We start from the raw sequence: 26,390 nt of genomic DNA on the forward strand, positions 1-26,390 counted from the left end.
TCGCGCTTATTGCTATCTATTTCGAATTGCTATCTATTTCGAACAAAGCCACTTTGCTGTGCAAAATGGCTTTGAAAGAAGGAGACCGTATTAGTGTAGTTGATCCATAAGAGCAACTAGGTGGTCTACAGCTTGCTGAGCTTGAGGGCCTTCAGCTGAAATAGTAACGTTAGTACCTTTTACTAGGCCTAAAGTTTGTAGTTTGAACAGGCTTTTCGCGCTAGCGCTTTTGCCGTTAGAAGTCACTGTGATGTCAGCGTCGAAAGATTTTGCTTCTTTAACAAACTGTGCAGCTGGACGAGTGTGAAGACCGTTTTCTGCTGTGATTTCTACTTGCTTCTCGTACATTTTATATACCCCAATTAATTTATTTTTTGTAAGTTTGTAACCAGATTTAGCTTAACTGCTTTAGCTCAAATGCGCTAGAGGCTAGTACGCCATGTTCGTGTTAGAACTTAGACTGGTTATAAATTTTTATCCAGCCATGGTCGTCTTTTGTTGAGTACTCATGACTTTCAGAATTTGTTTATTGCTTCTTTTATTTTGAAGCGAAAAATAAAACAGACCCGATATTACCAAAGGTGAGGCAGGGATCAACAAAAAAGCCCCTAAATGGGGCTTTTTTGGACGAAAAATTGATTTGACCACATATTATTGTTGGTTCTCTTTTTCCGTAAAGATACCAGCAAATAGGGCCGTACTAAGGTAACGTTCGCCCGAGCTTGGTAGTACAGTAACGATAGTTTTCCCTGCAAATTCAGGCAGTTCCGAAATTCTGTTTGCTGCTACTACTGCTGCACCAGATGAGATGCCCGCTAGGATACCTTCTTCTTTCATTAGGCGTTGAGCCATCTCAATAGCTTCTTCAGAAGTTACCGACTCTACACGGTCAATAATGTCTAAATCTAGGTTGCCAGGAATGAAACCTGCGCCAATACCTTGGATTTTGTGTGGTGCTGGTTTGATTTCTTCACCTGCAAGTGCCTGTGCAATCACTGGAGATTCTGCTGGTTCAACAGCTACAGAAGTGATGGCTTTGCCTTTTTCACCTTTAATGTAACGACTTGTTCCAGTGATAGTGCCACCTGTACCTACACCGGCTACAAACACATCGATCTCACCATCTGTTGCTTCCCAAATTTCAGGGCCAGTTGTCTGCTCGTGAATTTGTGGGTTCGCTGGGTTGTTGAATTGTTGCAGTAGTAGATACTTGTCTGGGTCTGAAGCAACAATCTCTTCAGCTTTAGCAATCGCGCCGTTCATACCTTTTGGTGCTTCAGTTAGCACTAGGTTTGCGCCAAGAGCTTTAAGCAGCTTACGACGTTCTAGGCTCATTGATTCAGGCATTGTTAGTGTTAGCTTGTAACCGCGCGCTGCAGCAACAAATGCAAGAGCAACACCTGTATTACCACTGGTAGGCTCAACAAGCTCGATACCTGGCTTAAGCGTACCTGCTTTTTCTGCTTCCCAGATCATGTTTGAACCGATACGACACTTAACGCTGAAGCTTGGGTTACGAGCTTCGATCTTAGCTAGGACGTTACCTTTGCTTACTTTGTTTAGGCGGACTAGAGGTGTGTTACCAATCGTTAGGGTGTTGTCTTCGTAGATCTTGCTCATGCGATATTCCTTCATTTAATGACAGAACTAAACGTAGTATATCTACCAATTTACCGTCTAGTGTCTTTCGATGTTTGTTTAGCTTGAATTTAGATTAAACAAGTTGAAAAAAAGGTAAAAGGATTAAAAAGTTATATCATATAGAGATGTCGCAGGATTCACGCCTATCTTTATTGAAATCAGAACTTCAAAAAGATAGGCGTTGTTAGAGCAGGCTGTAGAACTATAGGCGATAGCTATAGACGAGAGCGTAGGGCTTGGTCTTTAAACTCTGCAACCCACATTGCAGTAGCGCCGCAGACGGCAACTGGCATCACAATCAGGTTTAAAACTGGAATGGTAGTAAACACAGAAACAAGTGCGCCGAAGCTGTAGCTCTTACCTTGCTTTTGTTTCAAATTATTTCTCATGTCATCGAACTTGATTTTATGGTTGTCGAACGGGTAGTCAGCGTACTGAATAGCTAACATCCATGCAGTGAAAATGAACCATAAAAACGGTGCAACAGTTTGTCCTAGCGCTGGAATTAACAAAAGTAGGAACAAACCGATCGCTTTTGGCAGGATATAGACAAGCTTGCGCCATTCTCTTGCTAAAATACGAGGGGTGTCTTTAAGTACATCCAGTAAACCATCATCATTGACTTTTTTACCACTCAGCAGTTCTTCGACTTTTTCCGCGAGTAATCCGTTGAAAGGTGCGGCAATAAAGTTAGCGAGTGTACTGAAGAAATACGAAAACGTGGCCAAAACGGTTAACACAAGTAGTGGCCATAGGATATATGACAACCACGACAAGAAACTTGGCAATGCACCAATCCAGCCTTCAATCCAAGTGTTTAAGTTGGAGAAAATATAAAATAAAGCACCGCCCACAAGTAACACGTTAGCGATAAGAGGAAGCAGCACAAACTTACGGATACTCGGCGATAAGGCAATTTTTATTCCGAAAATAAAATAGCCAAAGCCAGAGCGAGGAACAGATTCAATAGTCATATTTAAATTGGGTCACATGTGAATTTGGTTAAATAGCAAACATCTCTAGTGTACTCGACCGAAATTAAGAAAAAAAGCGTGGTGAAAATCACACCAAGTAATGAACTAATTGTATTAAGTGGTTCTAAAACAGTGGCTACTTTTGATAGAGTAGTGAGATTAGCCAAATTAACCTAACTTAGTGACAGCGTGTTTATAGCTAGTTGACTAAGAAAGCTGAGAGCGAAAAATGCAGGAATTGCGATTTGTACTCATTATTGTTGGCGCATTAGCTATCGCCGCATTATTGTTCCATGGTCTATGGACGAGTAAGAAAGAAGGGAAAGCAAAGTTTGGAGATAAGCCGCTTGGTAAGCTTGATAACGACAGCTTAGATGAAGCTGAAACGATCCCAAACCGTTCATTCGCTCCTGAGGATGATTTTGAGATAATCCGAAAAGAGCGTAAAGAACCGGATTTTGCTGTCTCACCGTCTGCAACTGATCCGCTGATTGACTCAGACCCATTGTCAGCGCCACAGCAAAAAGAAGCTCACGAAGACGAAATAGAATTGAATGATCTTCCTTCTTTCAGTGTTGAAGACCCGATCGAAGTTAAAGGTGAGCTTGAACAGGTTGAGGAAGAGAAGGTTGTTGAACCTGAAGTTCCGAACTTTGAATTGACTGACGAGCAAAAACAAAATCACGCAGGCTTTAAAGAGCAGTACGGTTCGTTTGAAGAAGCCTCTGATGCGGTCGCTGATCCACTACTTTCTAGCGAAGGCTTAACGCCAAGCGAACCATTTATTGGGAAAGAAGTGGTTGCTGCACAAAGTGTTACTTCGGTTGAAGAAACTAAGTTAGATAAAGATGCTAACTTAGCTGGGGAAGCTCAGTTGGGTAACGAAGTTAATTTAGCTGACGAAAGTAAGTTAGATGAAAAAGCTCACTCAAATGAAGATCTTGGCCTTGAAGTCATTGTTCTTAATGTCCACTGTGCTGGGGAGATCCCGTTTGTGGGTACTGAACTTTTCCGTAGCATGGAGAACAACGGCCTAGCTTATGGTGAAATGTCGATTTATCACTGCTTTGCACAAGCGAGCGATGAGCCAAAAGTTATTTTCAGCGTAGCAAATATGATGCAGCCAGGAACACTAGAACATGACGACCCTGCTGACTTTACCACCAAAGGTATTTCGTTCTTTATGACGCTGCCTTGTTATGGTCAAGCTGATCAAAACTTCAATTTGATGCTGAGTGCTGCACAGAAAATTGCCGACGATATGGGCGGAAACGTATTGGATGAGTCACGTAACTTAATGACGCCAAACCGTTTGTCTGACTACCGCAAGCAAATCCGAGACTTTATGACGGCAGCTAACGCCTAGCCGTATTGTTTAGCCTTGTAAATAATCTATATTTATAGAAAAGGGCTCCTAAGGGAGCCCTTTTTGATATTTCAATCACGACAGAGAATGATATGAAAGAATCGATTCAAGTTACCTTAGAGCAGTTAAGAGAAACTCTGCACTATCATGCCGTTCGTTATTACGTAGAAGATAGCCCTGAGATCCCTGATGTCGAGTACGATCGATTGATGCAACAACTGCTAAAGATCGAAGAAGAGAACCCAGAACTTGTGACGGTAGATTCGCCGAGTCAGCGTGTCGGCGGTCAGCCTCTAGACGGCTTCACTCAAGTGACCCATGAGATCCCGATGCTTTCTTTAGATAATGCTTTCTCTGATGACGATTTAGATGCGTTCAATAAGCGCATGTCTGATCGATCGCCAACAGCGAACCTAAAGATCTTCTGTTGTGAACCTAAGCTTGATGGTTTGGCGGTGAGCCTACTCTATGTAAAAGGCACCTTAGTACAGGCAGCGACGCGTGGTGATGGTGCGACTGGCGAAAATATTACCGAAAACGTGCGTACGATCAGCTCGATTCCGCTTAAGTTACAAGGTGAAGGCTGGCCAGAACGTATTGAAGTCCGTGGCGAAGTGTTTATGCCAAAAGCGGGCTTCGACAAATTGAATGAGATGGCATTGAAGAAGGGTGAGAAGGTCTTTGTGAATCCACGTAATGCCGCCGCAGGTAGCTTACGTCAGCTTGATTCTCGTATTACAGCAAAACGCCCCTTGGCTTTCTACGCATACAGTGTCGGTGTTGTACAAGGCGCTGAGCTTTCAAATAGCCACTATCAACGATTCCTGCAGCTGAAAGCTTGGGGCTTGCCTATGTGCCCAGAGACAAAGCAGCTAAGTTCTCTTGAAGATGTAAAAGCCTATTACCAAGATATCATGACTCGTCGTGACACCTTGGCTTATGAAATTGATGGGGTGGTGATTAAGGTTGATGACATTGCCGCACAAGAAACTCTAGGTTTTGTTGCACGTGCACCTCGCTGGGCTATTGCTTATAAGTTCCCAGCTCAAGAAGAAATTACTCTGCTCAATGATGTTGAGTTTCAGGTTGGTCGTACAGGCGCTATTACGCCGGTTGCTAAGCTTGAACCTATTTTTGTTGGCGGCGTGACGGTGAGTAATGCAACCCTGCACAACGCTGATGAGATCGCTCGTTTAGGTGTGAAGGTCGGAGATAGCGTGATTATCCGCCGCGCTGGTGACGTCATTCCACAAATTGTAGCTGTTGTACAAGATCGTCGTCCTGAGACGGCTAAAGACATTGTGTTCCCGGACGCCTGCCCTGTATGTAATTCTGCAGTGGAGCGCGTAGAGGGCGAAGCTGTAGCGCGTTGTACTGGCGGTTTAGTGTGTCAGGCGCAGCGTAAAGAGGCACTTAAGCACTTTGTGTCTAGAAAGGCGCTGGATGTCGATGGCCTTGGCGTAAAGGTGATAGAACAGCTTGTGGATCGCGAAATGGTCGAAACGCCAGCGGACCTGTTTAAGTTGAGCGCGGGCGTGATTACGGTTCTTGATCGTATGGGACCTAAATCGGCACAGAATGTAGTGAGTGCGCTTAACAAAGCGAAAGACACGACATTGGCACGCTTCCTTTATTCTTTAGGAATTCGAGAAGTCGGTGAAGCGACGGCTATGAACTTAGCTCAGCACTTTAAAACGCTAGAGTTGGTTCAAGCTGCAACTCATGAGCAGTTGGTTGAAGTGTCAGATATTGGTGACATCGTAGCAAGTCACCTCACGAGCTTCTTCTCACAAGAGAAAAACAGAGCAGTAGTCGACCAACTTATCGAGCTTGGAGTTAACTGGCCTGCAATTGAAGCTGTTGCGGATGATCAAGAGCTACCGTTAGAAGGCAAAGTAGTTGTGTTGACTGGCTCACTTTCTAAATTAGGTCGCAGCGAAGCGAAAGCTGCTTTGCAAGCTTTAGGTGCAAAAGTAACCGGTAGCGTGTCTAAGAAAACGGATATCTTATTTGCTGGTGAAGCCGCTGGTTCTAAACTGACTAAAGCACAAGATTTAGGTATCGAAATAAGAACAGAAGAAGATCTAATAGCCCTTATTTCGTAAGTAAATACAGATAAAAAAAGCTCAAAGGCACTCCTTTCAAGGGAGTGCCTTTTTCGTTTCTGATATAAAAGTAATCACTTTTTAATTGTTGAGAAATTTGTTCCTATACGAACTATGAAATCAGGACAGTGATGACGCTCAACATTAATGAAATGTTGTTATAGTTGTTTGCTAAATGCGAGTGATATCTCTTTTTAAGAGGCTGATTTGTCAGTAAGCTTTTGTTTTTTAATGTTTTTACTCTTTGACCCCTCGGTTTTTTCAATTAGTAGATCTGGATCACTAAGTACATGATAAATTTGCACCAACTCATATTTTTTTAGATGAAAATTAAGTTCTCATTGATCTTTTTTGGGGTGAAGTTAGTCTTATTGGCATGGATGCACATTGTGTATAACCAGAAAGGAAATCGAGAATTCGGTGTTTCAGGGTTCTCAAACAAGAAAAGGTATTTCTCTCTACGGCGGCCAACTTTAGGCGGGAAATATTCAAACAGCTATATCCATTTTTAGGAGTTTTATTCCATGGAAAACAAAATTTTCAAACGTACTTTACTTGGTGCTGCAGTTGCGATGATTTCAAGTGGTGCATTCGCATCTGAATCTTCTCAAGTTGGTGTTATCTCAGATTTTAACGTTCAGGCTTACGGTGTAGCAGCAATCTCTGTTGTTAACTACGATTCAGAAAAAACTAAAAACGGCGTAAAAACTGATACAGGTACGGGATACGATTACGAGAATGAATCTCGAATTGGTTTCCGTGCAAGTAAAGACATGTTCGAGAACGTGAACGTATTCATGCAAATTGAATCTGGTTACGTTGGTGAAAACGGTGACGGTGCGACACTAGGTAATCGTGATACGTTCTTAGGCCTGCAAGGTGACTGGGGTAAAGTACGTTTTGGTCGTATGCTGACGCCAATGTATGAAGTAATTGACTGGCCTTATGCTAACCCAGGTTTGGGCGCAGTATGGGACTGGGGCGGCGATGTTAAATACAACCGTGACCGTCATGGTGATATGGCTCGATACGATTCTGCTGACTTGAATGGTTTTACATTCAACCTAGCAACAGGTCGTGGTGACTCAAGTGTTAAAGATAATTACTTCTACGGCGCGGCTGCTCACTACCGTTTAGCTGATACGGTTACTTTCCACGCTGCTGTTGAATCAGAATCAGATCGTCAACTAACAGCTGCAACAGCTGGAACTGCTGCTGGTACATGTTTAGTTGCTACAGGTTGTGATGGTGTAAACTTTGGCGGCGCAACTCCTGCAGTTGCTGCAACTTCTGCTGAAATGGCTGATACATTTGGTTATCTAATCGGTTTTGAAGCGTCACTTCCAGCAGGTTTCGGTATTTCTGCAGCCTACAAAGCGGGTGAGTCAGATGTTCAAGGCGGCGCTAAATCAGAACAGGCTTCATACTCTGTAATCGGTCAGTACTGGAACGGCCCTTGGGGCTTCAAACTAGGCTACGCGGCTAACCTAGAGTCTGAAACTGATGGTGTTAAAAACGCTGATGAAGATAGCGTAATCTCAGGTCAGCTAATGTACGTTCATAACGGCTTTGTTCCTTACATCCGTATTGCACAGCGTGATATCAAAGCTGACGATAAAGGTTCTATTGCTAACACAGATACGTTCGTTACACGTATTGGTTTAGAGTACGGCTTCTAATTGAAACCATGCTTTAAGTAAAGAGATGCGCTGGCTTGTTAGTCGGCGCATATTCATTTCTGGTCCAGCCTAAGAAAGAAAAGGCATCGAAATAATATTATGGGGAAACCCTCGAGGTAGTTAATATGAAAAAAATAGTTTTAGCATCGATTCCTTTATTCTTAATTGGATGTACAACATTAGATTCTAATAGTGATTTTACAGATTCCGTTAAAAGAATAGAGAGTAAGCAAAATTATCAAATCGTCGTTGGTGAGTCGTTGTCTCCTGATGTGCTTGAAGTCAGACAAGGTCAGCTAGTTAACTCGTCTTTAGAGCTAAATTACGTTACCCCAAACAGTACTGTAACGGTACCTGATTCATACATAACGATGGAGCTTCAGTACTTTAAAAATTACAACGAGTATCGCTCTGTCTTAGTTCAAGGTTCTGAAGGTAAAGTGCCATTAAAACCTTATGCGGCTTCAGCTGAAACATGCAGCGATATATGTACTCAAACACAGTATGTGAAATTTCCTGTATCTAATGAAATCTTCAACGAAGCACCTTTTAAAGATCTAATTTTTGATGTCCAGGTTTCAAATGCGAACAGCATTTCGTTTTCTATTCCTGCTGGCTATATCGAAGCAATCGTAAATACGGGTGATAAAAACGCAACAGCTAAGCCAGTGATAGTAGCAGCACCTGTAGCCGCAGCCGCACCTGTAGCTGCAGTTCCCGCGCTTCAGCAAGAGCCGGTAAGCCAAGCTCAAGAGATGTCAAAATATTGGTTTGAACAAATTCCGACGGAACAAAGAGACTCTGTTATTAACTGGTCTGTAGCAAATCGAAATGGTGTTGTTGATTCTTTAGGTGATAATGTCAAAGAGATTGAAATGTTCGAATATTGGTTTAACAAAGCTTCCAAAGAAGAACGTAAAGCGATAATCAAACAATTAATCGAGTTTTAAAGGAAAGGAGCCTAGGCTCCTTTTTTGTTAGTGTAGAACCTTACCATTACTATGCTTGCATATAACGATAGGCATATATTCTACAACACTACTTCCTAAGTCACATTTTATGATCGGCCCAGATGCAGTGCTTCCTACATTTTGGGCGGATACAGAGAAGCTTAAAATTAAGCTAAAAATTAACGCTAGATAACATTTCATAATGACACCTCACTAAAAATCTCTTCAAACAAGAGATATTCATTAGTATGTGAGGTATTTCTCAAAAATCAAAAAAATCAAAAAATTTCCTATGAAAAATAACCAATGCCTATTTTGCTATTTCAATCAGTAACTTGTTGATAGTTGGTGTTTGGGTTTGTTGGAAAATCTAAGCTACTCTCATCATTTGATGTAAAATAGCCATAAACAGCAGACTTTATTTTCGAATATTATATTGCTTCAATGTTTTTGTTTCGGTAGTTAGCATTCCTAGATGTTTGAATAATGGTCTTAGGTTTCTAAATAGTTTTTATGCGATATTTACTTGAGTAATATTATGAACATAAGCGAAGTTGCAAGCCTCACGCAGTTATCACCTAAGTCTATTCGTTTGTATGAAGACAAAGGGGTGATATCTGCACCGTTACGTTCTGAAAATGGTTATCGGTCTTATGGTGAGAAGCAGATCAAGGAACTCGGAATCGTAGCGAAAGCGAGAAGCGCTGGTTTTTCGCTTGATGAGTGTCGTGCGCTTGTTGAATTAGCCGACAACCCATGTCGAGAAAGTGCCGATGTTAAAGCAAAAGCGCTAAGTAAATTGGAAGAAGTGAATAAAAAAATTGAAGACTTATTGATCATTCAGAAGACATTGAAAGAGTGGGTTGAACAATGCCCTGGTGACTCAAATAGCCATTGCCCAATTATCGATTCACTTGTAGAGAAAAAGCCATAAGTTGGTTACTTATGGCTTTGAAGGAGGGTTTTCTTGATTATTGTTTAGTAGGGCTTATAGTGAGAACAATGCCATCGACAGCAGTAATCACGACTTCCTCTCCCGCATCAATATCATGTGTACTCATCGCAGACCATGAGCTACCCCCTAGCTTTATCCTGCAGTTACCTTTTTGTACCGGCTCTAAGAGGCGAGTCTTTCTTCCAATCAGTTGCTTCTCTCGCTGATTAAGGTCTCGAGTAGAGTCAGATTGCTTGTCACTAGACAGCTGTCTTCTCCACCACAGCCAAGTGGTGATAAGCGAGAAGCTCGCAAAGGATAGCCATTGCATCTGCCAACCGATTGGTAGTGCGCCTAATAGGGCCCCGACTAGCATGGCAGATATGCCTATCCATAAAAAGTAACCAGCGGTTCCAATTAGCTCAAGTGCTAACAATGCTAGACCAAACGCTAACCAATGCCAGTAGTTTACTTGTTCGAGTAATTCGACCATAAGTTAGTCCTTACTACCCTTGTCATTCTTATGTGCAAACATCTCTGCAATACCCGCAACAGAACCCATTAGTCCAGTCGCTTCGAGCGGTAGCATAATGATCTTACCGTTTTCTGCTTGGCCAATAGACTTCAGTGCGTCGGTGTAACCTTGTGCAATAAAGTAATTGACTGCTTGCATGTCACCTTGAGCAATCGCTGTTGATACCATTTCTGTCGCTTTAGCCTCAGCTTCGGCTGCCCGTTCACGAGCTTCAGCTTGAAGTATCGCGGCTTGCTTTTGGCCTTCTGCTTTTAAGATCTCTGATTGCTTGTGACCTTCTGCTTTCAATATCTCAGCTTGTCGTACACCCTCTGCCTCTAGGATATCTGCACGTTTGTTACGCTCGGCTTTCATCTGAGCATTCATCGCAGCGGTAAGGTCTGCTGGTGGCTGTACGTCTTTGATTTCGATACGCGTAACTTTGACACCCCAAGGGTTTGTCGCTTCATCAACGATATTCAATAATTTGGTGTTAATCATGTCTCGCTGGCTGAGCATTTCATCCAGTTCCATCGAGCCCAGTACAGTACGGATATTGGTGAGAGTTAAATTACGAATCGCGTGCTCAAGATCATTCACCTCATAAGCCGCTTTAGGCGCGTCGATCACTTGAACGAAACACACCGCATCAATAACCACATTTGCATTATCTTTGGAGATGACTTCTTGTGCCGGGATGTCGAGAACACGTTCCATCATACTGATGCGTTGTCCGATTTTATCGATAAATGGAATGATCAGGTTCAGACCTGGTTGGAGGGTTTGTGTATAACGGCCGAAGCGTTCTACGGTCCAGTTATTGCCTTGCGGAACCGTTTTTACTCCGGCGAAAATAAACAATATTGCGACGGCAGTAAAGACGCCGATAGTAATCAATGTATCAATAGCCATACAAAATCCTTTGCAAGTTTAAGTTTTTGATAGTTCAGTATTGATACTGGCTCATATTTAAATTCTGAGCAAATTTATAAATGAGAAATGGGCCATAAAATATTGATTTTATGGCCCATTTTACATTCTATTATTCGATAAACTAATTGATTGAATTGTCAATTTTCGATGAGATATACGATGCTTATCTTTAGTACTTTTAGGGTTTAGTTAGTAGAGCAGAGAGTACAGCTGTCGGCGGTACTTACTGGCAACTGGGTTACCTTGTCCAAGCGCACTTAAGATATCCATGAACTCTTTTTTCATATCGCCATTGCAAGCATTTAGATCTTTTGCAAGGAAAGACCACAACAGTTCCATCGCTTCTTCGTTGCGATTCACTTGGTGATATTGCAATGCTAATTCAGATGCTGTCTTAGCGTCATATGGGTCTTGCTGAAGAGCGGTTTCTAATGCTTGTATTTCAGGGCTGTCTGCTGCTTGCTTGTGAAGCTCAAGCTTTGCGACTAAGCCTTTATAGTAATTATCTTGGTACTCTAGAGGAATGGTGGCTAGCTGAGTTTCAGCTAGATCAAACTGTTGCGTTTCTAGTAAACATTCTGCGATTGCCAGTTTTACCTCGCCTTTGCTCGTCAGCTCTATTGGCAATTGTTGCATTGCTGCGAGCGCTTGTGCGTGCTCGCCTGCTTGCATTTGCTCGAGAGCCTGACGCAGTGCGAGCTCGTCTTGGCTAGGAAGGTGTTTTCCTAACATTTCAACAATCGCTTGTATGCTTTGTGGGCCACCCAAACCATCAACAGGCTGACCGTTAACAAACAGTGCAATAGTAGGGAGTGCTTGTACGCCAAATTGGCTAGCAATTGCCTGCTCTTGTTCACAATTCAACAGAGCTAAAGTAAAAGCGCCGTTGTATTGCTGAGTTAATGTTTGCAGTTCAGGGATCACCTGAGCACTTTCTTGGCTCATTGGTGCCCAAAAGTGGATGAGTACAGGCGTCTGCATTGAGGTTTCTAATACTTGACGAAAGTTCTGCTCATTAAGTTCAACAATATGCGGAGATTGCATTTACGTTCCTTGAGGTGTGTTTTGTGGGTACGTTGCAAATATGGGGGGAGATGCTGGTAACTTCAAGATCTAACTTGGTTATCTCAAATAAAAAGAGCCAAAATAGAAAAACGCTATGCTTCTATGTTGATAGAGTGGTTATCTCAACAGGGAAGGCATAGCGTTATCATTGAGGTGGTCAGTGAGGCATAGCGTAAGATACTCAAAACAGAATAAACAACGTAATCGCCAGACTCACACCGACCCAATTAAGGCGGTTTAAAGTCATGAAATATCCAGATTAGGTTCATCAATTGGGAATAATTGATGAGATAGGACAATCATGACATCTTATTGTTACGGAAAAATTACATCGTTACATTAAAGTTTGCGACTGTTGATGCAAAGTTAGTAATTTATGCAGCTTTTCTCAAAATAGGGTCTAGCAAGCGACTTGGTAGAATTCTTTTCAATACCGCGAAGACTTTAGTTGGGGTCGTCACTCGGTATCTGAGTTTGGGTTTATCGGCGGTGAGTGCGTGATAAACCGGTTCAATACAACTTTCAGGCGGAAGAACAAAAGCGTTGTTCGATGATTCTTTTTCGAGTCGGTCTTTTTGTTGTTGATAAGCTTCTTGATGAGCGCTGCCAGCAATGGTGATCCATTTATTGAAAGCTTTCAGGGCATTATTTCTAAATTGGGTTTCTATTGGACCTGGCTGCAATAACGAGATATGAATACCACTACCATGCAGTTCTAAACGTAACGTATCTGTCCAGCCTTCTAGAGCGAACTTTGAAGCGTTGTAAGCGCCACGATATTTCATGGCCGCAAAGCCTAATACGGAACTGTTTTGTACGATTCGACCTTCGCCGCGTTCGCGCATGTGCGGAAGTATCTGACAAACAAGATGATGCCAGCCAAAGAAGTTGGTTTCGAATTGCTCTTTGAGACCTTGGGTTGGTAAGTCTTCTAGCGCGCCAGCTTGACCATAAGCGCCGTTATTGAATAAACCATATAATCCGTTAGGCGCTAGCTCAATAGCAAGTTGTGCAGCTTGTTCAATGCTTTCTTGGTTAGAAAGGTCGAGCTGTATGCAGGTCAGTCCCTCATCTTGCAGACGCTGTACATCTTGCGGATGACGACACGATGCAATGACGTGGAAACCACGCTTTTGTAGTGCATGCGCACATGTATAGCCAATACCCGTTGAGCAACCGGTGATCAGAATCGACTTGTTCACGCTTAATCCTTCATTAGAGTCTTTATCGCTCTAGGGTAAAGAATTAATCTTGATGTTGTAACAAGTTTTTTAAGGCTGGTTCTATTCTTGAGTAACTAAAGATAAATCCCATTTCAGTGAGTTTCTTTGGTTTGGAACGAATGCTGTCAAAGAGCAGACAAGAAGATTCACCCATCAGAAGCGACATTGCCCATTTCGGAGTGAATAAGAAATGAGGTCGGCGTAGTTGCTTGGCGAGTGTACTGCTGAACAGTTTGTTGGTGACAGGGTGCGGGGCACACATATTAAATTCCCCTTGAGCGTGAGGAGTTGACAATAAGTGGTTGATGGCTCTCACCATATCAAGCATGTGAATCCAAGGCATGTACTGTTCGCCTGAACCAAGTGGTCCGCCTACTCCGAGTTTGTAGGGCATTAGCATCTTCTTTAGAGCACCACCATTTTCACCTAACACAATCCCCGTTCTTAGTAGTATCACACGCGTCTCATCGGACTGGGCTCTCTTGGCGATCTCTTCCCAGTGCGCGCAGACTTTGTGAGGAAAACTTTCGTCTTCTACTCGTAGTGATTCATCAAATGGGTGTTGCTGTTGATCGCCATAGTAACCCACGGCTGAGCCGCTAATGAAATCCTGCGGTGGGTTGCTACTGGCATGAATTAACTCGACCAGTTTTTCAGTAATGTGCCAACGACTGTTACAGATCCTCTCTTTTTGCTCCGTACTCCAACGCTTGTCAGCGATCGGTTCGCCAGCAAGATTGACCACGACATCGAAGTCATTGAGATCGCTGAGTTCATCAAGAGATTGAATGTAATGAAGGTTATTCTGGTTCAGGTGATTTAGGTTTTGCTTCGCTTTTTCGGGGCTCCGTGTCAACAATGTCACATCGTCAGTATTCCAACTTTTGACCAATTCAGAACCAATAAATCCCGTACCACCAGTTAACAATATCTTCATACCAATCTCCCTATTAAACATAATTATAGACATGGCTTGTTTTTGAACGCCAATCAATACGAAAAAATCACTATAACGATCAGTTGGTTTCAATTGTGTGATACCCAAATTACGCCGTATCAATTTACGAAAGAATGAAATTAAATTAATCAGGTTAGGATGTATACCGCTATCACACTTATGCATTTTACTCCGATATGTTACCAACTGCGTAATATTTGTCACATAAGGAATGATAAGGATTTGCCATGATTATTAGTAATTAATAACCAGACACAATTTCAATGACTAGGAGTTGCGATGACGGCAGTGCTTGCTTTGTTTCGAGCCATGTTAGGTAGCCTAAGGGATCTCTTGCCGATCGTGGCGGTGATTGCTTTCTTCCAGCTTGCTGTTTTGCAAGAACCACTCCCTCATCTGTTGTCTATTCTAACTGGCTTAGTGCTGGTGGTTTTTGGACTGACTTTTTTTATCTTTGGCCTTGAGATGGGTCTGTTCCCAATCGGCGAGTCGATGGCTCAAGCTTTTGCTCGTAAGGGGAGCGTGTTTTGGTTATTGACCTTCGCTTTCTGTTTAGGGTTTGGTACCACCATTGCGGAACCCGCATTAACCGCAGTGGCCGCCGAAGCAGCAGAAGTGGCCGCTGAAGGTGGTGTTATTCCCAACTCTCTAGACGAAATGGAACAGTACGCCGATGGCTTGCGTTTCACCGTAGCATTGTCGGTGGGGATCGCCATCTTACTTGGGGTGCTGCGAATCTTAAAAGGTTGGCCAATTCAGTACATGATCATCGGAGGTTATATTGGAGTTGTGGTGCTCACTGCATTTGCCCCTGAAAACATCATTGGGATTGCGTACGACTCTGGCGGAGTGACTACATCGACCATTACCGTTCCGTTAGTGACCGCATTGGGCGTGGGTTTAGCCTCTGCGATTAAAGGGAGAAATCCGATGATTGATGGCTTTGGATTGATCGCCTTTGCTTCACTGCTGCCGATGATGTTTGTCATGGTCTACGGGATGGTGGTGACATGATCAGTGCTCAGCAATTTATCGACACCTTTCTTGGTACTGTCATGGATGTGATTCCGATTGCGGTGATCATCTTCGGTTTCCAATTAGCGGTGCTGCGCAAGCCAGTTAATAACTTAGGCAAAGTGCTGATAGGTTTCTTTTACGTCATTCTTGGGTTGTCGCTCTTTTTGATGGGGTTAGAGCTCGCGCTGTTTCCTTTAGGGGAGACTATGGCAATGCAACTCACCGAACCAAGTTTTTTGACTGAGTTCAAGGTCAGTTCAGGCCTTGCCTTAGTTTGGTTTGACTATTACTGGGTTTACCTTTTCGCGTTTTGTATTGGTTTCAGTACCACGATAGCCGAGCCCTCTTTGATCGCCGTTGCTATTAAGGCAAACCAAGTTTCCGGTGGCAGTATCAGTGTTAACGGGCTGAGGATCTCCGTGGCGTTAGGTGTAGCGATTGGCATATCGCTAGGTAGTTATCGCATCGTGGCTGGCGACCCTATTCATTACTACATCATTGCTGGCTATGTCATTGTGGTTATTCAGACCTTTTATGCGCCCAAATTGATTATTCCGTTAGCTTACGATTCTGGTGGGGTTACGACATCAACGGTGACGGTACCTTTAGTGACGGCACTTGGGTTGGGACTCGCGTCAACGGTGCCAGGAAGAAATCCGGTAATTGATGGCTTTGGGTTGATTGCTTTCGCGAGCTTATTTCCAATTATATCCGTGATGGGGTATGCCCAAATAACGCAATGGCTAAACCGATCACAATCCTCTAAGGAGAGCAAAGATGCGCTTTAAACTTATCTTAGCGTTTGTAGAAGAAAGCAAGACCGATATCGTGCTCGACGCCGCGCGTGATGCGGGTGCAACAGGGGCAACCGTGATTAACAATGCCAGAGGGCAGGGGCTAAACCAAAAGCGCACCTTCTTTGGGTTAACGTTAGAGGTGCAAAAAGATGTGCTGCTGTTTGTCGTCGAGGAGCACCTAGCTAGGCATATTCTAGAAACTATCGGTGAAGTCGGGGAGTTTGACCAAGAGTCAGGGCAAGGGATAGCAGTGCAGATCGATGTCGAAGATGCAGTCGGGGTCGCGCACCAAGTTGAAACATTAACTAAGGTTGTGGAGGACGAGTTATGAGTGGCAGTGAAAAAATCCGAGTAAGCGATGTAATGGCTAATACGTATGTGATTATCGATGGGCTAACCACTGTGTTGGAAGCGATAGAGATGGCTAAGAAGCATAAAGTGAAAGCCATCATTGTCGATAAGCGCCACGAAGATGACGAATACGGCATCGTATTGATGAATGATATTGCTAAGAAAGTACTGGCTAAGAACCGTTCTCCGAAGCGAACCAATGTTTATGAGATCATGACCAAGCCAGCGCTAAGCGTGTCTGCCGATATGAATGTGAAGTACTGTGCACGCTTGTTTGAGCGTTTTGGTATCAGTCGTGCCCCTGTGGTCAGTGACCATAAAATAGTCGGTATGGTTAGTTACAATAATATCGTGATCAACGGTATGGCGAGAGATGACGTGTAGCTGTTAGATACGTACAATAGGCTCATAAATTTTATGGAGAAGTACGTGTGAAATTATTTTTTGCTTCAGACCTACACGGTTCGCTGCCAGCAACAGAAAGGGTATTAGAACTCTACCAAGCGTCTGGTGCGCAATATTTAGTGCTATTGGGTGACATTCTGAATCATGGTCCAAGAAACCCGATCCCTGAAGGATACAATCCGCCGGCGGTTGCAGAGAAGTTGAATGCGTTTTCTCAAGAGATCATTGCTGTTCGTGGTAACTGCGATAGCGAAGTGGATCAGGTGTTGTTGTCTTTTCCAATGATGATGGATTACTCGTGGGTACTATTAGAATCAGGCCAACGTATTTTTCTAACTCATGGTCATTTGTACAACACCAATAAACGCCCCGAGCTAAAGGCGGGTGATATTATTGCCCATGGTCATACCCATATTCCTGTTGCTGAATACCAAGATGACATCTTTATCTTTAATCCTAGCTCGGTGACATTCCCACGAGATGGCCACGCAGCGAGCTATGGCATCTATGAAAATAATATCTTTAAAGTCATTAGCCTTGAAGGTGATGTTCTCGTGAGTGGCGAGCTTTAAATAAACTCAATCGGCGGCGTTAGAAAAGGCTCACTTTGAGTCTACGTGGCCGAGGTCTCTGTCTGGAGCAATGATGTTTCGTACTCTTTGCTTCAGAACTTTAGCCTCAGGAAAACCGTCGTCCGCTTTTCTTTCCCAAATCTGTATTCCATTACAAAAAAACCTCAAATCGACCTCCGGTATCAGGGTGTAAACTCACTTGCTCTATCTCTTCACTGAAAGTATGCAGTAACTCTTGGCATAACCAACTAGAACGAAGCATCCAATTGCATTGACGACAATAGTGTATTGCGATGGTTGCCTTGGTGATTGATGCACTTACCGAGCTTGGTTCTGTATTCATAGATACCCCTAAAAATTCTAAAACAGTAGTTTGATGTCAACAGTTAATAAAAAAGGGGCATCATGCCCCTTTCTATTGGTATATCGTTTAATGATATACAGTAAATCACTGTTGAGTTTTAGCTTAATCTGATTTTAGTTTGAGACAGTATTAGTTTGAGAATAACACCGTAGAACCATGATTTAGGCTAGTGAGCAGCAGTGCTTTCTGATTAATAATATCAATGCGTCGGCTTTGTTCTGCATCCATTTTAATCACTTGAGTGATCAGCTTGAGTTGCTCCTCTGAAAAGTCTTGTCGCTCAGCAGAAGTGACATCTTTAAACTCCGTTGGTGAAATCAGTAAGTAATTATCGTTAATATCCCACTGACCGGTTTCGGAAATATTGATGACGTTTGCGGGTGCAGTCTGAGTGCCATACAGTTTAACTACAGCCATTCTCAGATACGTACCGTTTGGCAAATACTTCGCATTCGATGATAGCTCAACCTTACGCAGTGGCCCGATTGAATCCTCTTGCTTGATATCGCTAATCAGAGTCACCATTTTCGATTGCCATTCGTGTTGCGTAAGCAAGCGTTCTATCTTTGCATCGCTACCCCAGTATAACCAGCCGCTCAAGAAAGCAGAGATAACCAGTAAAATAATGGATAATTTTAATTTCATGTTACTGACCACCGTTACAAATGTCGTGTACATCCGACTGGTTTGCGTAAATTCTTAGAGTTACATTCTCGCTCGAGTAATCTTGAGGGTGAATATAGTTTAGAGCTAGATTGTTACCTTGTCCGCCTGTTGCAATCACCTCAGTTGGCTTTAGCATGCCAGTGTGGCTGGTGTTGTAACGCAATACACATTTCTCTATCGCTGGCAGCCAACTAGTCAGAGTTGGATGGTTGATTGGGGTTTGAACTTTGACACCATTAACCTCTGCTAATGTTCGAAACTCTGACTCTGCTGGGTTCTTTAACGTTAAAACGAGTATTGGCATAATGAAAGCGACAAGTAACATTCCAAACGTTAACCATTTATTCGAACTTTCATCTTTAGGTTTAACCTGATTGGTTACTGGCTCGACTTCGACATGATTTTCTTGAGCCTTTGCAGTTGGCTCTGGATCAATAGTTTCAGTGATGACCTCATCAGCTAATGTGGTATTAGCAAATGTTAAAATAGGCTCTACGTCACTTTCTGCAATTTCAGCTGTTGTTGGCTGATCGTTTGATGACAGTGGTGCTGAGCGCTCAACAGTCGCGATAAATTGATAACCACGTTTAGGAACGGTTTTTACAAATGCTGGAGATTTGGTTGAGTCTTTTAGCATTTTTCTGAGTGTCGATACCGCTTGCGTTAAGCTGGAGTCGTCCACCTCAAAGCCTTGGTCTCGCCAAACATATTCGTGTAATTCGTTACGAGTGATAACTTCATTGGGTCTTTCTGACAGCATCAGGAGAATGCGGCTTTCATTGCTGCCAAGACGTACGACTTCACCGTCGCTCATCTGATCAACAAGTGAGTTGCTATTTGGGTCAAATACGAACCGCTGTGCGAGAATAAACTTTGTGCCGATATTGCTCATTGAACTCTTCTATTTTGGATGATTTGGGGTGCGAAATAGACAAATCTCAGGTGAAGTTCTGTTAATTCTTCACCAAATCATGGCTTCTTTTATGTTCTTTTATATTTATAACACTCAAGGATAATAAAAACAGATCAAAAAAACAGTGTTTTTATGCTTTTTGACCTTGAATTTACATTTGTCATCCTCATGTTAATGAACATAAGAGAGGCATAATGTGCAACGCCCCTATGATTATTCAACATAAAGTATAGATGTTTTGGAGTAAAAATGAGCGAAACGGCAACGCAAAATAAAGAGACTCGTGGCTTTCAATCTGAAGTAAAACAACTACTTCACCTAATGATTCACTCACTGTATTCAAATAAAGAAATCTTCCTACGTGAGCTGATCTCTAACGCATCTGACGCGGCTGATAAGCTTCGTTTTCAAGCGCTATCAAATGGCGACCTTTACCAAGGCGATGCTGATTTAGGTGTGAAACTTTCGTGCAACGCTGAAGCAAATACTTTAACGATCTCTGATAACGGCATAGGTATGAGCCGCGACAACGTTATTGAGCATTTAGGTACTATTGCTAAGTCAGGCACAGCTGACTTTTTCTCAAAGCTGTCTGAAGACCAAAGCAAAGACTCTCAGCTTATTGGCCAATTTGGTGTTGGTTTCTATTCTGCATTTATCGTTGCAGACGCAGTGACTGTTCGCACTCGAGCAGCTGGACTTGCTAATGACCAAGCCGTGCAATGGCACTCTGCGGGTGAAGGTGATTACACTATCGAAGACATCACGAAAGAATCTCGTGGTACAGACATCATTCTTCATATGCGTGAAGACGGCAAAGAGTTCTTAAATGAATGGCGTCTGCGTGAAGTGATTGGTAAGTATTCTGATCACATCGGTATCCCTGTCTCTATCTTCACAGCGGTGAAAGATGACGAAGGTAAAGACACCGAAGAGAAGCATTGGGAGCAGATTAACAAGGCTCAAGCGCTTTGGACTCGTAACAAGTCTGATATCGAGAAAGAAGAGTACCAAGAGTTTTACAAGCACGTATCTCACGACTTTGCTGATCCACTAACGTGGAGCCATAACAAAGTTGAAGGTAAGAACGACTACACAAGCCTACTTTACATCCCAGCTAAAGCACCTTGGGATATGATGAATCGTGACCATAAGAGCGGCCTTAAGCTTTATGTACAGCGCGTATTCATCATGGATGATGCAGAGCAGTTCATGCCATCTTACATGCGTTTCGTTCGCGGCTTGATTGATTCAAACGATTTACCACTGAACGTGTCTCGTGAAATCCTGCAAGATAATAAGGTAACTCAGTCTCTTCGTGGCGCATGTACCAAGCGTGTACTCACTATGCTTGAGCGCATGGCGAAGAATGACAACGACAAGTACTTGGAGTTTTGGAAAGAGTTCGGCCTAGTACTGAAAGAAGGCCCTGCTGAAGACATGGCGAACAAAGAAAAAATCGCAGGTCTACTTCGTTTCTCATCAACGGAAGAGGATTCTGTTGAGCAAACCATCAGCCTCGCTTCTTACGTTGAACGTATGAAAGAAGGCCAAGACAAGATTTATTACCTAACGGCAGACAGCTATGCCGCGGCTAAGAACAGCCCACACTTGGAGCAGTTCAAAGCAAAAGGCATTGAAGTGGTTCTAATGTACGATCGTATCGATGAGTATGTGATGAATTACCTAACTGACTTCGACGGTAAGCAGTTCCAGTCGATCACAAAAGCAGGCTTAGATCTAAGCAAGTTTGAAGGTGAAGAAGAGAAAGAGAAGCAAAAAGAGACGGAAGAAGAGTTCAAGTCTGTTGTTGATCGCACTCAAGCTTACCTTGGTGATCGTGTTAAAGAGGTTCGCACGACATTCAAGTTAGCAACTACACCTGCTGTTGTTGTGACCGATGATTTCGAGATGGGCACTCAAATGGCTAAGCTTCTTGAAGCTGCGGGTCAAGCTGCACCTGAAGTTAAGTACATCTTTGAGATTAACCCTGAGCACGCACTTGTGAAACAGATGGCTGATGAAGCGGACGAACAAGCGTTTGGCCGTTGGGTTGAGCTACTACTTGGTCAAGCTATGCTGGCTGAAAAGGGCTCAATGGAAGATCCGTCACAATTCTTAGGTGCAATCAACGAACTACTGACAAAACGTTAGTCTTTCGACTTTGGGCTAAGCTCATAATTATAATTAAAAGCTCGCTAATGCGGGCTTTTTTTATGAACGTCGCTTAACTTCATCGAAATGTCGCTAAAGTTGCTAACAAGACGAACGCAAACGCTGTCGATACATTCTTTAGTCTTAATTTAAGCAAAATTGAATATTAATGTGATAGAATGCTCGACCTAATCAGCTGGTACTATGAACCTATCATCTCCAGTTGTATGATTTTTAAACGTTATACCGAAACTTACCGTTTTGCTTCTGTTTACAGTTGTGCTTAGCCTCAGTTGTTACCTAATCTCTCTTGTTCGACTTAAATTGAACCAGAAAGGCGGGATAGTGAGCTTCGGTATAAATCATAATTTTTATAAGAGGATTAAACATGCGCATCATTCTTCTAGGTGCTCCTGGCGCGGGTAAAGGTACTCAAGCTAACTTCATCATGAACAAATTTGGTATCCCTCAAATTTCAACTGGTGACATGCTACGTGCTGCTATCAAAGCGGGTACTGAGCTTGGTAAGCAAGCAAAATCAGTAATCGACGCTGGTCAGCTAGTTTCTGATGAAATTATCCTTGGTCTAATCAAAGAGCGTATCGCTCAAGATGACTGTGAGAAAGGTTTCCTACTAGACGGTTTCCCACGCACAATCCCTCAAGCTGATGGCCTAAAAGAAATGGGTATCGCAGTAGACTACGTTGTTGAATTCGACGTAGCTGACGATGTGATTGTTGAGCGTATGGCTGGTCGTCGTGCTCACCTTCCTTCTGGCCGTACATACCACAATGTGTACAACCCGCCTAAAGAAGAAGGTAAAGATGACATCACTGGCGAAGAGCTAGTGGTTCGTGATGACGACAAAGAAGAAACAGTTCGTGCACGTCTAGGTGTATACCACGATCAAACAGCTCCGCTTATCTCTTACTACGGTAAAGAAGCTGAAGCAGGTAACACTAAGTACCTTAAGTTCGACGGTACTAAGCAAGTTGCTGAAGTTAGTGCAGAACTTGAGAAAGCACTAGCATAATTGGCTAACAGCCAGTTTTAGAATTTGATATATTGGAAGCGACCTTAAGGTCGCTTTTTTTGTTTCAATTTTTAGTCATATACCAATCTAGATAAACTCGATTGTGCACTGTTTCCGTGGTACGGCTTAGATTCGCGCGGCTAACGATCAATGTGATGTTGTGATCACCTAGGTTAAGAACGATTATTCTTAAATTTAGTAGCACAACAATGATCTTAAACTTATGTAGATTAGTATATTACGTTCCAGAAAATCACATATTGGTCTCAGGTATCTATGGAAAATAATAAAAAGCAGGGCGTTTTACTGGTGAACTTAGGAACACCAGACTCAGCGACCCCAGCTGGCGTTCGTCGATTTTTGAGTGAATTCTTACACGACAAGCGAGTCGTAAACTTAACGCGTTGGTTGTGGTGTCCTATTTTACATGGGGTGATCTTACCGATTAGAGCACCGAAAGTGGCTAAGCTGTATCAGTCTGTTTGGATGGATGAAGGCTCACCACTGCTTGTGTACTCTCAAAGACAAGCCGAAAAGCTCCAGAAAAAATTACAGATACCCGTAGCGCTGGGTATGACCTATGGTAACCCAAGCCTTAAAACGGGCGTTGAGCAATTAATGGGTCAGGGCGTTGAAGACATCATCGTATTGCCTTTATATCCTCAATACTCAGGCACAACCACAGCGGCCGTATCTGATGGCTTAACCAAGGCCTTTAAGCAGATGCCAGTGATTCCGAGCTATCGCTTTATTCGCGACTACTACGCGCACCCAAGCTACGCAAAAGCATTGGCTGAAAGCGTGCGTAGCCATTGGGATAAAAATGGTAGAGCCGATCATTTAGTTTGTTCTTTCCACGGTATTCCGAAACGATTGGCTGATGAAGGCGACATCTACCCACAGCATTGTGAAGCGACAACAAAGCTCCTTGCTGCTGAGTTAGGCTTATCAGCGGACGATATCACCATGACATACCAATCTCGATTTGGTCGAGAAGAGTGGTTGAAGCCATACACTGACGAGACACTTGAATCATTGCCAAGCAAAGGCATCAAAAAAATCGATATTATGGCGCCTGCATTTTCTGTGGATTGTTTAGAAACGTTAGAAGAGATTTCGGATCAGTGTAAAGAGACCTTCATTGACGCTGGTGGCTCAGACTTTAGCTACATTACGTGTCTGAATGATAGAGACTCGCACATCGATATGATGGCGGAGTTAGTGGCGCTGTATCGTTAAATACGACTTCGCCTAAACTGTCATGCACATCTAAAAATAACAAAAGGGCTGCTCATTGAGCAGCCCTTTTTGATCTGGATGTTTCTTCTTGAAATCGATCTAGATATTAAGCAACCGAAGTTTCTGCTTTTGGCTCTGCTTCAAGCATCATGTTGCTTTCTACGCCATGCATCCATGATACAAGCTTGCCAGCACAAAGAAGAAGTAAGACGCCACTTATTGTCGCTGTAATTGCGATACCACCGAAGATAGACATTGCGCCAAGCTCACCAACGTGAGAACCCACAAGGCCAGCTACGTAGTTTGCGACAGCGTTGAAGCCAAACCATGCACCCATCATTAGCGATGCGAGACGAAGCGGAGCTAACTTAGTGACCAACGACAGGCCAATAGGAGATAGACAAAGTTCGCCAAGGGTATGGAAGAAGAAAGCACCTACTAGCCACAGCATTGATGTTTTCACTGTTAGGTCGCCACCTTGCTCCATTACAGCGCCCATCATGCACACAAAACCAAGAGCTAGGAAGAACAAAGCCATTGCAAATTTCACTGGAGAATTTGGTTCACGCTTACCAAGCTTAACCCAAAATGCAGCAATGATTGGTGCAAGTGTAATGATGAAGAATGGGTTCAGAGATTGGAACCACGCCGCTGGGACTTCAAAGCCACCAATCATGCGGTCAGTATATTGTTGAGTATAGATATTCATCAGACCGCCAGCTTGTTCAAAGCCCGCCCAGAAAACTATGACGAATAGACCCATAACCAGAATAACTTTTAATCGATCGAACTCTTCTTTGGTTAGTGGCGTTTTTTCTTTTGATTTGTTTAGTGCTTTTGCTCGCGCAGCTGCGGGCACTGAACCAATGTTACCTAACCAAGATTGAGCCATTGTCATTTGCATGATTAAGCTAATAACCATACCAATACCAGCGGCTAAGAAACCTGCTTTCCAGCCGAAAGAGTCGACAGCAGCGCCTGAAATCAAGCCACCTAATAATGCACCTAAGTTGATGCCCATGTAGAAAATGGTGAATGCACCGTCACGGCGGTTATCGCCTTCTTGGTATAGGTCGCCAACCATGGTCGAGATGTTTGGCTTAAACATACCGTTACCACTGATAAGTAGTGCTAAACCTAGATAAAGAGCATTTACTTGGTCTAAGCCAATAGCGCCGTTAGGAAGAGCGAGTGTAAACTGGCCGAGTGCCATTAATACACCACCCACTAGGATCGATTTACGTTGTCCTAAGTAGTTATCGGCAATCCAGCCACCGATCAATGGCGTGATGTAGACTAAGCCAGTGTAAATACCGTAGAGATCAAGTGCGTCTTTCGTTGACCAACCAAGTCCACCGTTGAGGGTCGTGTCAGTCAAAAATAAAACAAGGATGGCACGCATCGCGTAGTAGGAGAAACGTTCCCATAGCTCTGTGCTAAATAATAAAAATAGGCCTCTAGGGTGGCCAAAGATGTTGTGATTGCTTGGCATAAGTTTTACTAATTTTAGGTATTAAAAGATTTTATAGTCATTCATGTATACACAGTAGGGTAAAAGTCTGCAATAGGCGTATTTTGTGGTCACGATAACTTGGTTTTACTAAGGTGTTGATATTAAATAAATTTACTTTTAATGTGGCCCATTCCACTTGTGCTGCAAACTAATTTTCCATATTTGACCTGGTTGGTTAGTAACCTTTTTTAAAACCCTATCCAATAAAAATGTTTAGATCTATTGCCCTAGCCTATCGTTATGATCTTATAGGGAATGTTATTCATATTATCTGCGATATACATATGCTTACAGCAATGAGTCTTTTGATCTCTAAATGTTCCTTGTACAATGACTGACCAAATTTTTTACCTATGACTTTTTGGTTGATAAGTCTTTCTGTTCCGCGTAATTTCTCGCTTATCAGGACTCATTTATTAACGGCGACTAAATTGTTTTAGGCTGTGGTTAAATGTCCAAAGAACGAAGATGGCGAGTTAAATGAAACGTTGGTATTTACTTTACTGTAAGCGTGGTGATCAAAAACGCGCTCAACAGCACCTAGAAAATCAGGGGGTAGAGTGCTTTTACCCTCAAATAGAAGTCGAAAAGGTAGTGAGAGGGAAAGAGAAGCTGGTCCAAGAACCGCTGTTCCCATCCTATATCTTTGTCCGTTTTGATTATGAGCAAGGCCCAAGCTTTACTACCGTTCGTTCAACTCGTGGTGTTGTCGACTTTATTAAGTTCGGTGCAAGGCCGTATGAAGTCCAAGGTGATTTGGTTTTTGAGCTAAAAGAGTTCGAGAAGTGTTGCAGTAGCGAAGTTGAAGATTGCTGTGTTGAATTTGAGACAGGGCAAGTTGTCAAAATTAATAGTGGCCAGTTTGCGGGTGTTGAAGCTATTTACCATCAGAAAGATGGCGAAGCTCGATCCATTATGCTCGTAAAAATGATCAGCCAAGTGGTTCCGATCAGTATTGAAAACGAAGCACTACAAGCTCACGTATAAGTGAAATATTAAAAAGTAAAAACTAGGCTTAAAACAA

The 26,390-nt window shown here is 43.0% G+C and carries 25 protein-coding genes and 1 pseudogene; 14 read left to right on the forward strand and 12 right to left on the reverse strand.

Features of this window, described 5'->3' with window-relative positions; genetic code table 11:
* Positions 1 to 90 precede the first annotated feature (90 nt).
* From ACED60_RS11010 to cysZ, 3 genes are all read right to left on the reverse strand, one after another.
* Positions 91 to 348 (reverse strand): HPr family phosphocarrier protein, encoded by a 258-nt coding sequence (locus ACED60_RS11010; protein WP_004734263.1) that lies wholly within the window; start codon positions 346 to 348, stop codon positions 91 to 93.
* A 303-nt stretch (positions 349 to 651) separates the two neighbouring features.
* Positions 652 to 1,620, reverse strand: coding sequence for a cysteine synthase A (cysK, locus tag ACED60_RS11015; RefSeq protein WP_012604562.1), 969 nt, complete (start codon positions 1,618 to 1,620; stop codon positions 652 to 654).
* Between the two features lie 236 nt (positions 1,621 to 1,856).
* The gene (cysZ, locus tag ACED60_RS11020) at positions 1,857 to 2,615 is read right to left on the reverse strand and encodes a sulfate transporter CysZ (protein ID WP_012604561.1); all 759 of its coding nucleotides are present in this window, start codon (positions 2,613 to 2,615) and stop codon (positions 1,857 to 1,859) included.
* Between the two features lie 229 nt (positions 2,616 to 2,844).
* On the opposite strand from cysZ, the gene zipA reads away from it, so the two are divergent.
* The 5 genes from zipA (at position 2,845) to cueR (ending at position 9,649) form a co-directional block, all read left to right on the forward strand.
* Complete coding sequence (gene zipA / locus ACED60_RS11025; protein ID WP_065679051.1) at positions 2,845 to 3,981, forward strand: cell division protein ZipA; 1,137 nt, start codon at positions 2,845 to 2,847, stop codon at positions 3,979 to 3,981.
* A gap of 92 nt (positions 3,982 to 4,073) precedes the next feature.
* Positions 4,074 to 6,086 (forward strand): NAD-dependent DNA ligase LigA, encoded by a 2,013-nt coding sequence (gene ligA, locus ACED60_RS11030; protein WP_371727523.1) that lies wholly within the window; start codon positions 4,074 to 4,076, stop codon positions 6,084 to 6,086.
* Between the two features lie 524 nt (positions 6,087 to 6,610).
* Positions 6,611 to 7,765, forward strand: a complete 1,155-nt coding sequence (locus ACED60_RS11035) for a porin (protein ID WP_009847358.1) — start codon at positions 6,611 to 6,613, stop codon at positions 7,763 to 7,765.
* Positions 7,766 to 7,890: 125 nt separating this feature from the next.
* The gene (locus ACED60_RS11040) at positions 7,891 to 8,715 is read left to right on the forward strand and encodes a DUF2057 domain-containing protein (protein WP_065679049.1); all 825 of its coding nucleotides are present in this window, start codon (positions 7,891 to 7,893) and stop codon (positions 8,713 to 8,715) included.
* A 538-nt stretch (positions 8,716 to 9,253) separates the two neighbouring features.
* A complete protein-coding gene (gene cueR, locus ACED60_RS11045; RefSeq protein ID WP_009847356.1) occupies positions 9,254 to 9,649 on the forward strand; it encodes a Cu(I)-responsive transcriptional regulator in 396 nt (131 codons plus the stop codon).
* Positions 9,650 to 9,686: 37 nt separating this feature from the next.
* Here cueR and ACED60_RS11050 read toward each other — a convergent pair whose 3' ends face one another.
* From ACED60_RS11050 to ACED60_RS11070, 5 genes are all read right to left on the reverse strand, one after another.
* Positions 9,687 to 10,142: an NfeD family protein gene (locus ACED60_RS11050; RefSeq protein ID WP_371727524.1), complete on the reverse strand. Its 456-nt coding sequence runs from the start codon at positions 10,140 to 10,142 to the stop codon at positions 9,687 to 9,689.
* 3 nt (positions 10,143 to 10,145) lie between these two features.
* Complete coding sequence (locus ACED60_RS11055; protein WP_009847354.1) at positions 10,146 to 11,075, reverse strand: SPFH domain-containing protein; 930 nt, start codon at positions 11,073 to 11,075, stop codon at positions 10,146 to 10,148.
* 210 nt (positions 11,076 to 11,285) lie between these two features.
* Positions 11,286 to 12,140 carry a co-chaperone YbbN gene (locus ACED60_RS11060; RefSeq protein ID WP_135445381.1) on the reverse strand — a complete coding sequence of 285 codons (855 nt, stop codon included), beginning with the start codon at positions 12,138 to 12,140 and terminating at the stop codon, positions 11,286 to 11,288.
* Between the two features lie 395 nt (positions 12,141 to 12,535).
* Positions 12,536 to 13,363: an SDR family oxidoreductase gene (locus tag ACED60_RS11065; protein ID WP_371727525.1), complete on the reverse strand. Its 828-nt coding sequence runs from the start codon at positions 13,361 to 13,363 to the stop codon at positions 12,536 to 12,538.
* 43 nt (positions 13,364 to 13,406) lie between these two features.
* Entirely contained in the window at positions 13,407 to 14,321 is a 915-nt protein-coding gene (locus tag ACED60_RS11070) for a TIGR01777 family oxidoreductase (RefSeq protein ID WP_371727526.1), read from the reverse strand.
* 300 nt (positions 14,322 to 14,621) lie between these two features.
* Here ACED60_RS11070 and ACED60_RS11075 point away from each other — a divergent pair, with 300 nt between their 5' ends.
* The 5 genes from ACED60_RS11075 to yfcE are packed head-to-tail and all read left to right on the forward strand — an operon-like array spanning position 14,622 to position 17,484.
* Complete coding sequence (locus ACED60_RS11075) at positions 14,622 to 15,356, forward strand: DUF1538 domain-containing protein (RefSeq protein ID WP_009847350.1); 735 nt, start codon at positions 14,622 to 14,624, stop codon at positions 15,354 to 15,356.
* Entirely contained in the window at positions 15,353 to 16,147 is a 795-nt protein-coding gene (locus tag ACED60_RS11080; protein WP_009847349.1) for a DUF1538 domain-containing protein, read from the forward strand. Before ACED60_RS11075 ends, ACED60_RS11080 begins: the two co-directional genes overlap by 4 nt.
* Positions 16,137 to 16,487 carry a P-II family nitrogen regulator gene (locus ACED60_RS11085; protein ID WP_009847348.1) on the forward strand — a complete coding sequence of 117 codons (351 nt, stop codon included), beginning with the start codon at positions 16,137 to 16,139 and terminating at the stop codon, positions 16,485 to 16,487. The genes ACED60_RS11080 and ACED60_RS11085 overlap by 11 nt, the downstream gene beginning before the upstream one ends.
* Positions 16,484 to 16,891, forward strand: a complete 408-nt coding sequence (locus tag ACED60_RS11090) for a CBS domain-containing protein (protein ID WP_009847347.1) — start codon at positions 16,484 to 16,486, stop codon at positions 16,889 to 16,891. The genes ACED60_RS11085 and ACED60_RS11090 overlap by 4 nt, the downstream gene beginning before the upstream one ends.
* A gap of 47 nt (positions 16,892 to 16,938) precedes the next feature.
* Positions 16,939 to 17,484 (forward strand): phosphodiesterase, encoded by a 546-nt coding sequence (gene yfcE, locus ACED60_RS11095; protein WP_371727527.1) that lies wholly within the window; start codon positions 16,939 to 16,941, stop codon positions 17,482 to 17,484.
* A 30-nt stretch (positions 17,485 to 17,514) separates the two neighbouring features.
* On the opposite strand, the pseudogene ACED60_RS11100 reads toward yfcE, so the two are convergent.
* The 3 genes and pseudogenes from ACED60_RS11100 to ACED60_RS11110 form a co-directional block, all read right to left on the reverse strand.
* A pseudogene (locus tag ACED60_RS11100) lies at positions 17,515 to 17,794 on the reverse strand (SelT/SelW/SelH family protein).
* Between the two features lie 183 nt (positions 17,795 to 17,977).
* Positions 17,978 to 18,493 (reverse strand): regulatory protein ToxS, encoded by a 516-nt coding sequence (locus ACED60_RS11105; protein WP_371727528.1) that lies wholly within the window; start codon positions 18,491 to 18,493, stop codon positions 17,978 to 17,980.
* A gap of 1 nt (position 18,494) precedes the next feature.
* A complete protein-coding gene (locus ACED60_RS11110; protein WP_009847343.1) occupies positions 18,495 to 19,406 on the reverse strand; it encodes a transcriptional regulator in 912 nt (303 codons plus the stop codon).
* Positions 19,407 to 19,676: 270 nt separating this feature from the next.
* Here ACED60_RS11110 and htpG point away from each other — a divergent pair, with 270 nt between their 5' ends.
* The 3 genes from htpG (at position 19,677) to hemH (ending at position 23,853) form a co-directional block, all read left to right on the forward strand.
* Complete coding sequence (gene htpG / locus ACED60_RS11115; RefSeq protein ID WP_371727529.1) at positions 19,677 to 21,581, forward strand: molecular chaperone HtpG; 1,905 nt, start codon at positions 19,677 to 19,679, stop codon at positions 21,579 to 21,581.
* A 388-nt stretch (positions 21,582 to 21,969) separates the two neighbouring features.
* Positions 21,970 to 22,614, forward strand: a complete 645-nt coding sequence (adk, locus tag ACED60_RS11120) for an adenylate kinase (protein ID WP_009847341.1) — start codon at positions 21,970 to 21,972, stop codon at positions 22,612 to 22,614.
* Positions 22,615 to 22,890: 276 nt separating this feature from the next.
* The gene (gene hemH / locus ACED60_RS11125) at positions 22,891 to 23,853 is read left to right on the forward strand and encodes a ferrochelatase (RefSeq protein ID WP_009847340.1); all 963 of its coding nucleotides are present in this window, start codon (positions 22,891 to 22,893) and stop codon (positions 23,851 to 23,853) included.
* A gap of 106 nt (positions 23,854 to 23,959) precedes the next feature.
* Here the strand turns inward: hemH and ACED60_RS11130 are convergent, their stop codons facing one another.
* The gene (locus ACED60_RS11130; RefSeq protein ID WP_012604544.1) at positions 23,960 to 25,345 is read right to left on the reverse strand and encodes a peptide MFS transporter; all 1,386 of its coding nucleotides are present in this window, start codon (positions 25,343 to 25,345) and stop codon (positions 23,960 to 23,962) included.
* A 501-nt stretch (positions 25,346 to 25,846) separates the two neighbouring features.
* Here ACED60_RS11130 and rfaH point away from each other — a divergent pair.
* On the forward strand, positions 25,847 to 26,353 hold the full coding sequence (gene rfaH / locus ACED60_RS11135) for a transcription/translation regulatory transformer protein RfaH (RefSeq protein WP_012604543.1): 507 nt from the start codon (positions 25,847 to 25,849) through the stop codon (positions 26,351 to 26,353).
* Positions 26,354 to 26,390 lie beyond the last annotated feature (37 nt).

It is taken from the genome of Vibrio sp. 1F279, assembly GCF_041439815.1.
Taxonomy (GTDB): domain Bacteria; phylum Pseudomonadota; class Gammaproteobacteria; order Enterobacterales; family Vibrionaceae; genus Vibrio; species Vibrio tasmaniensis_A.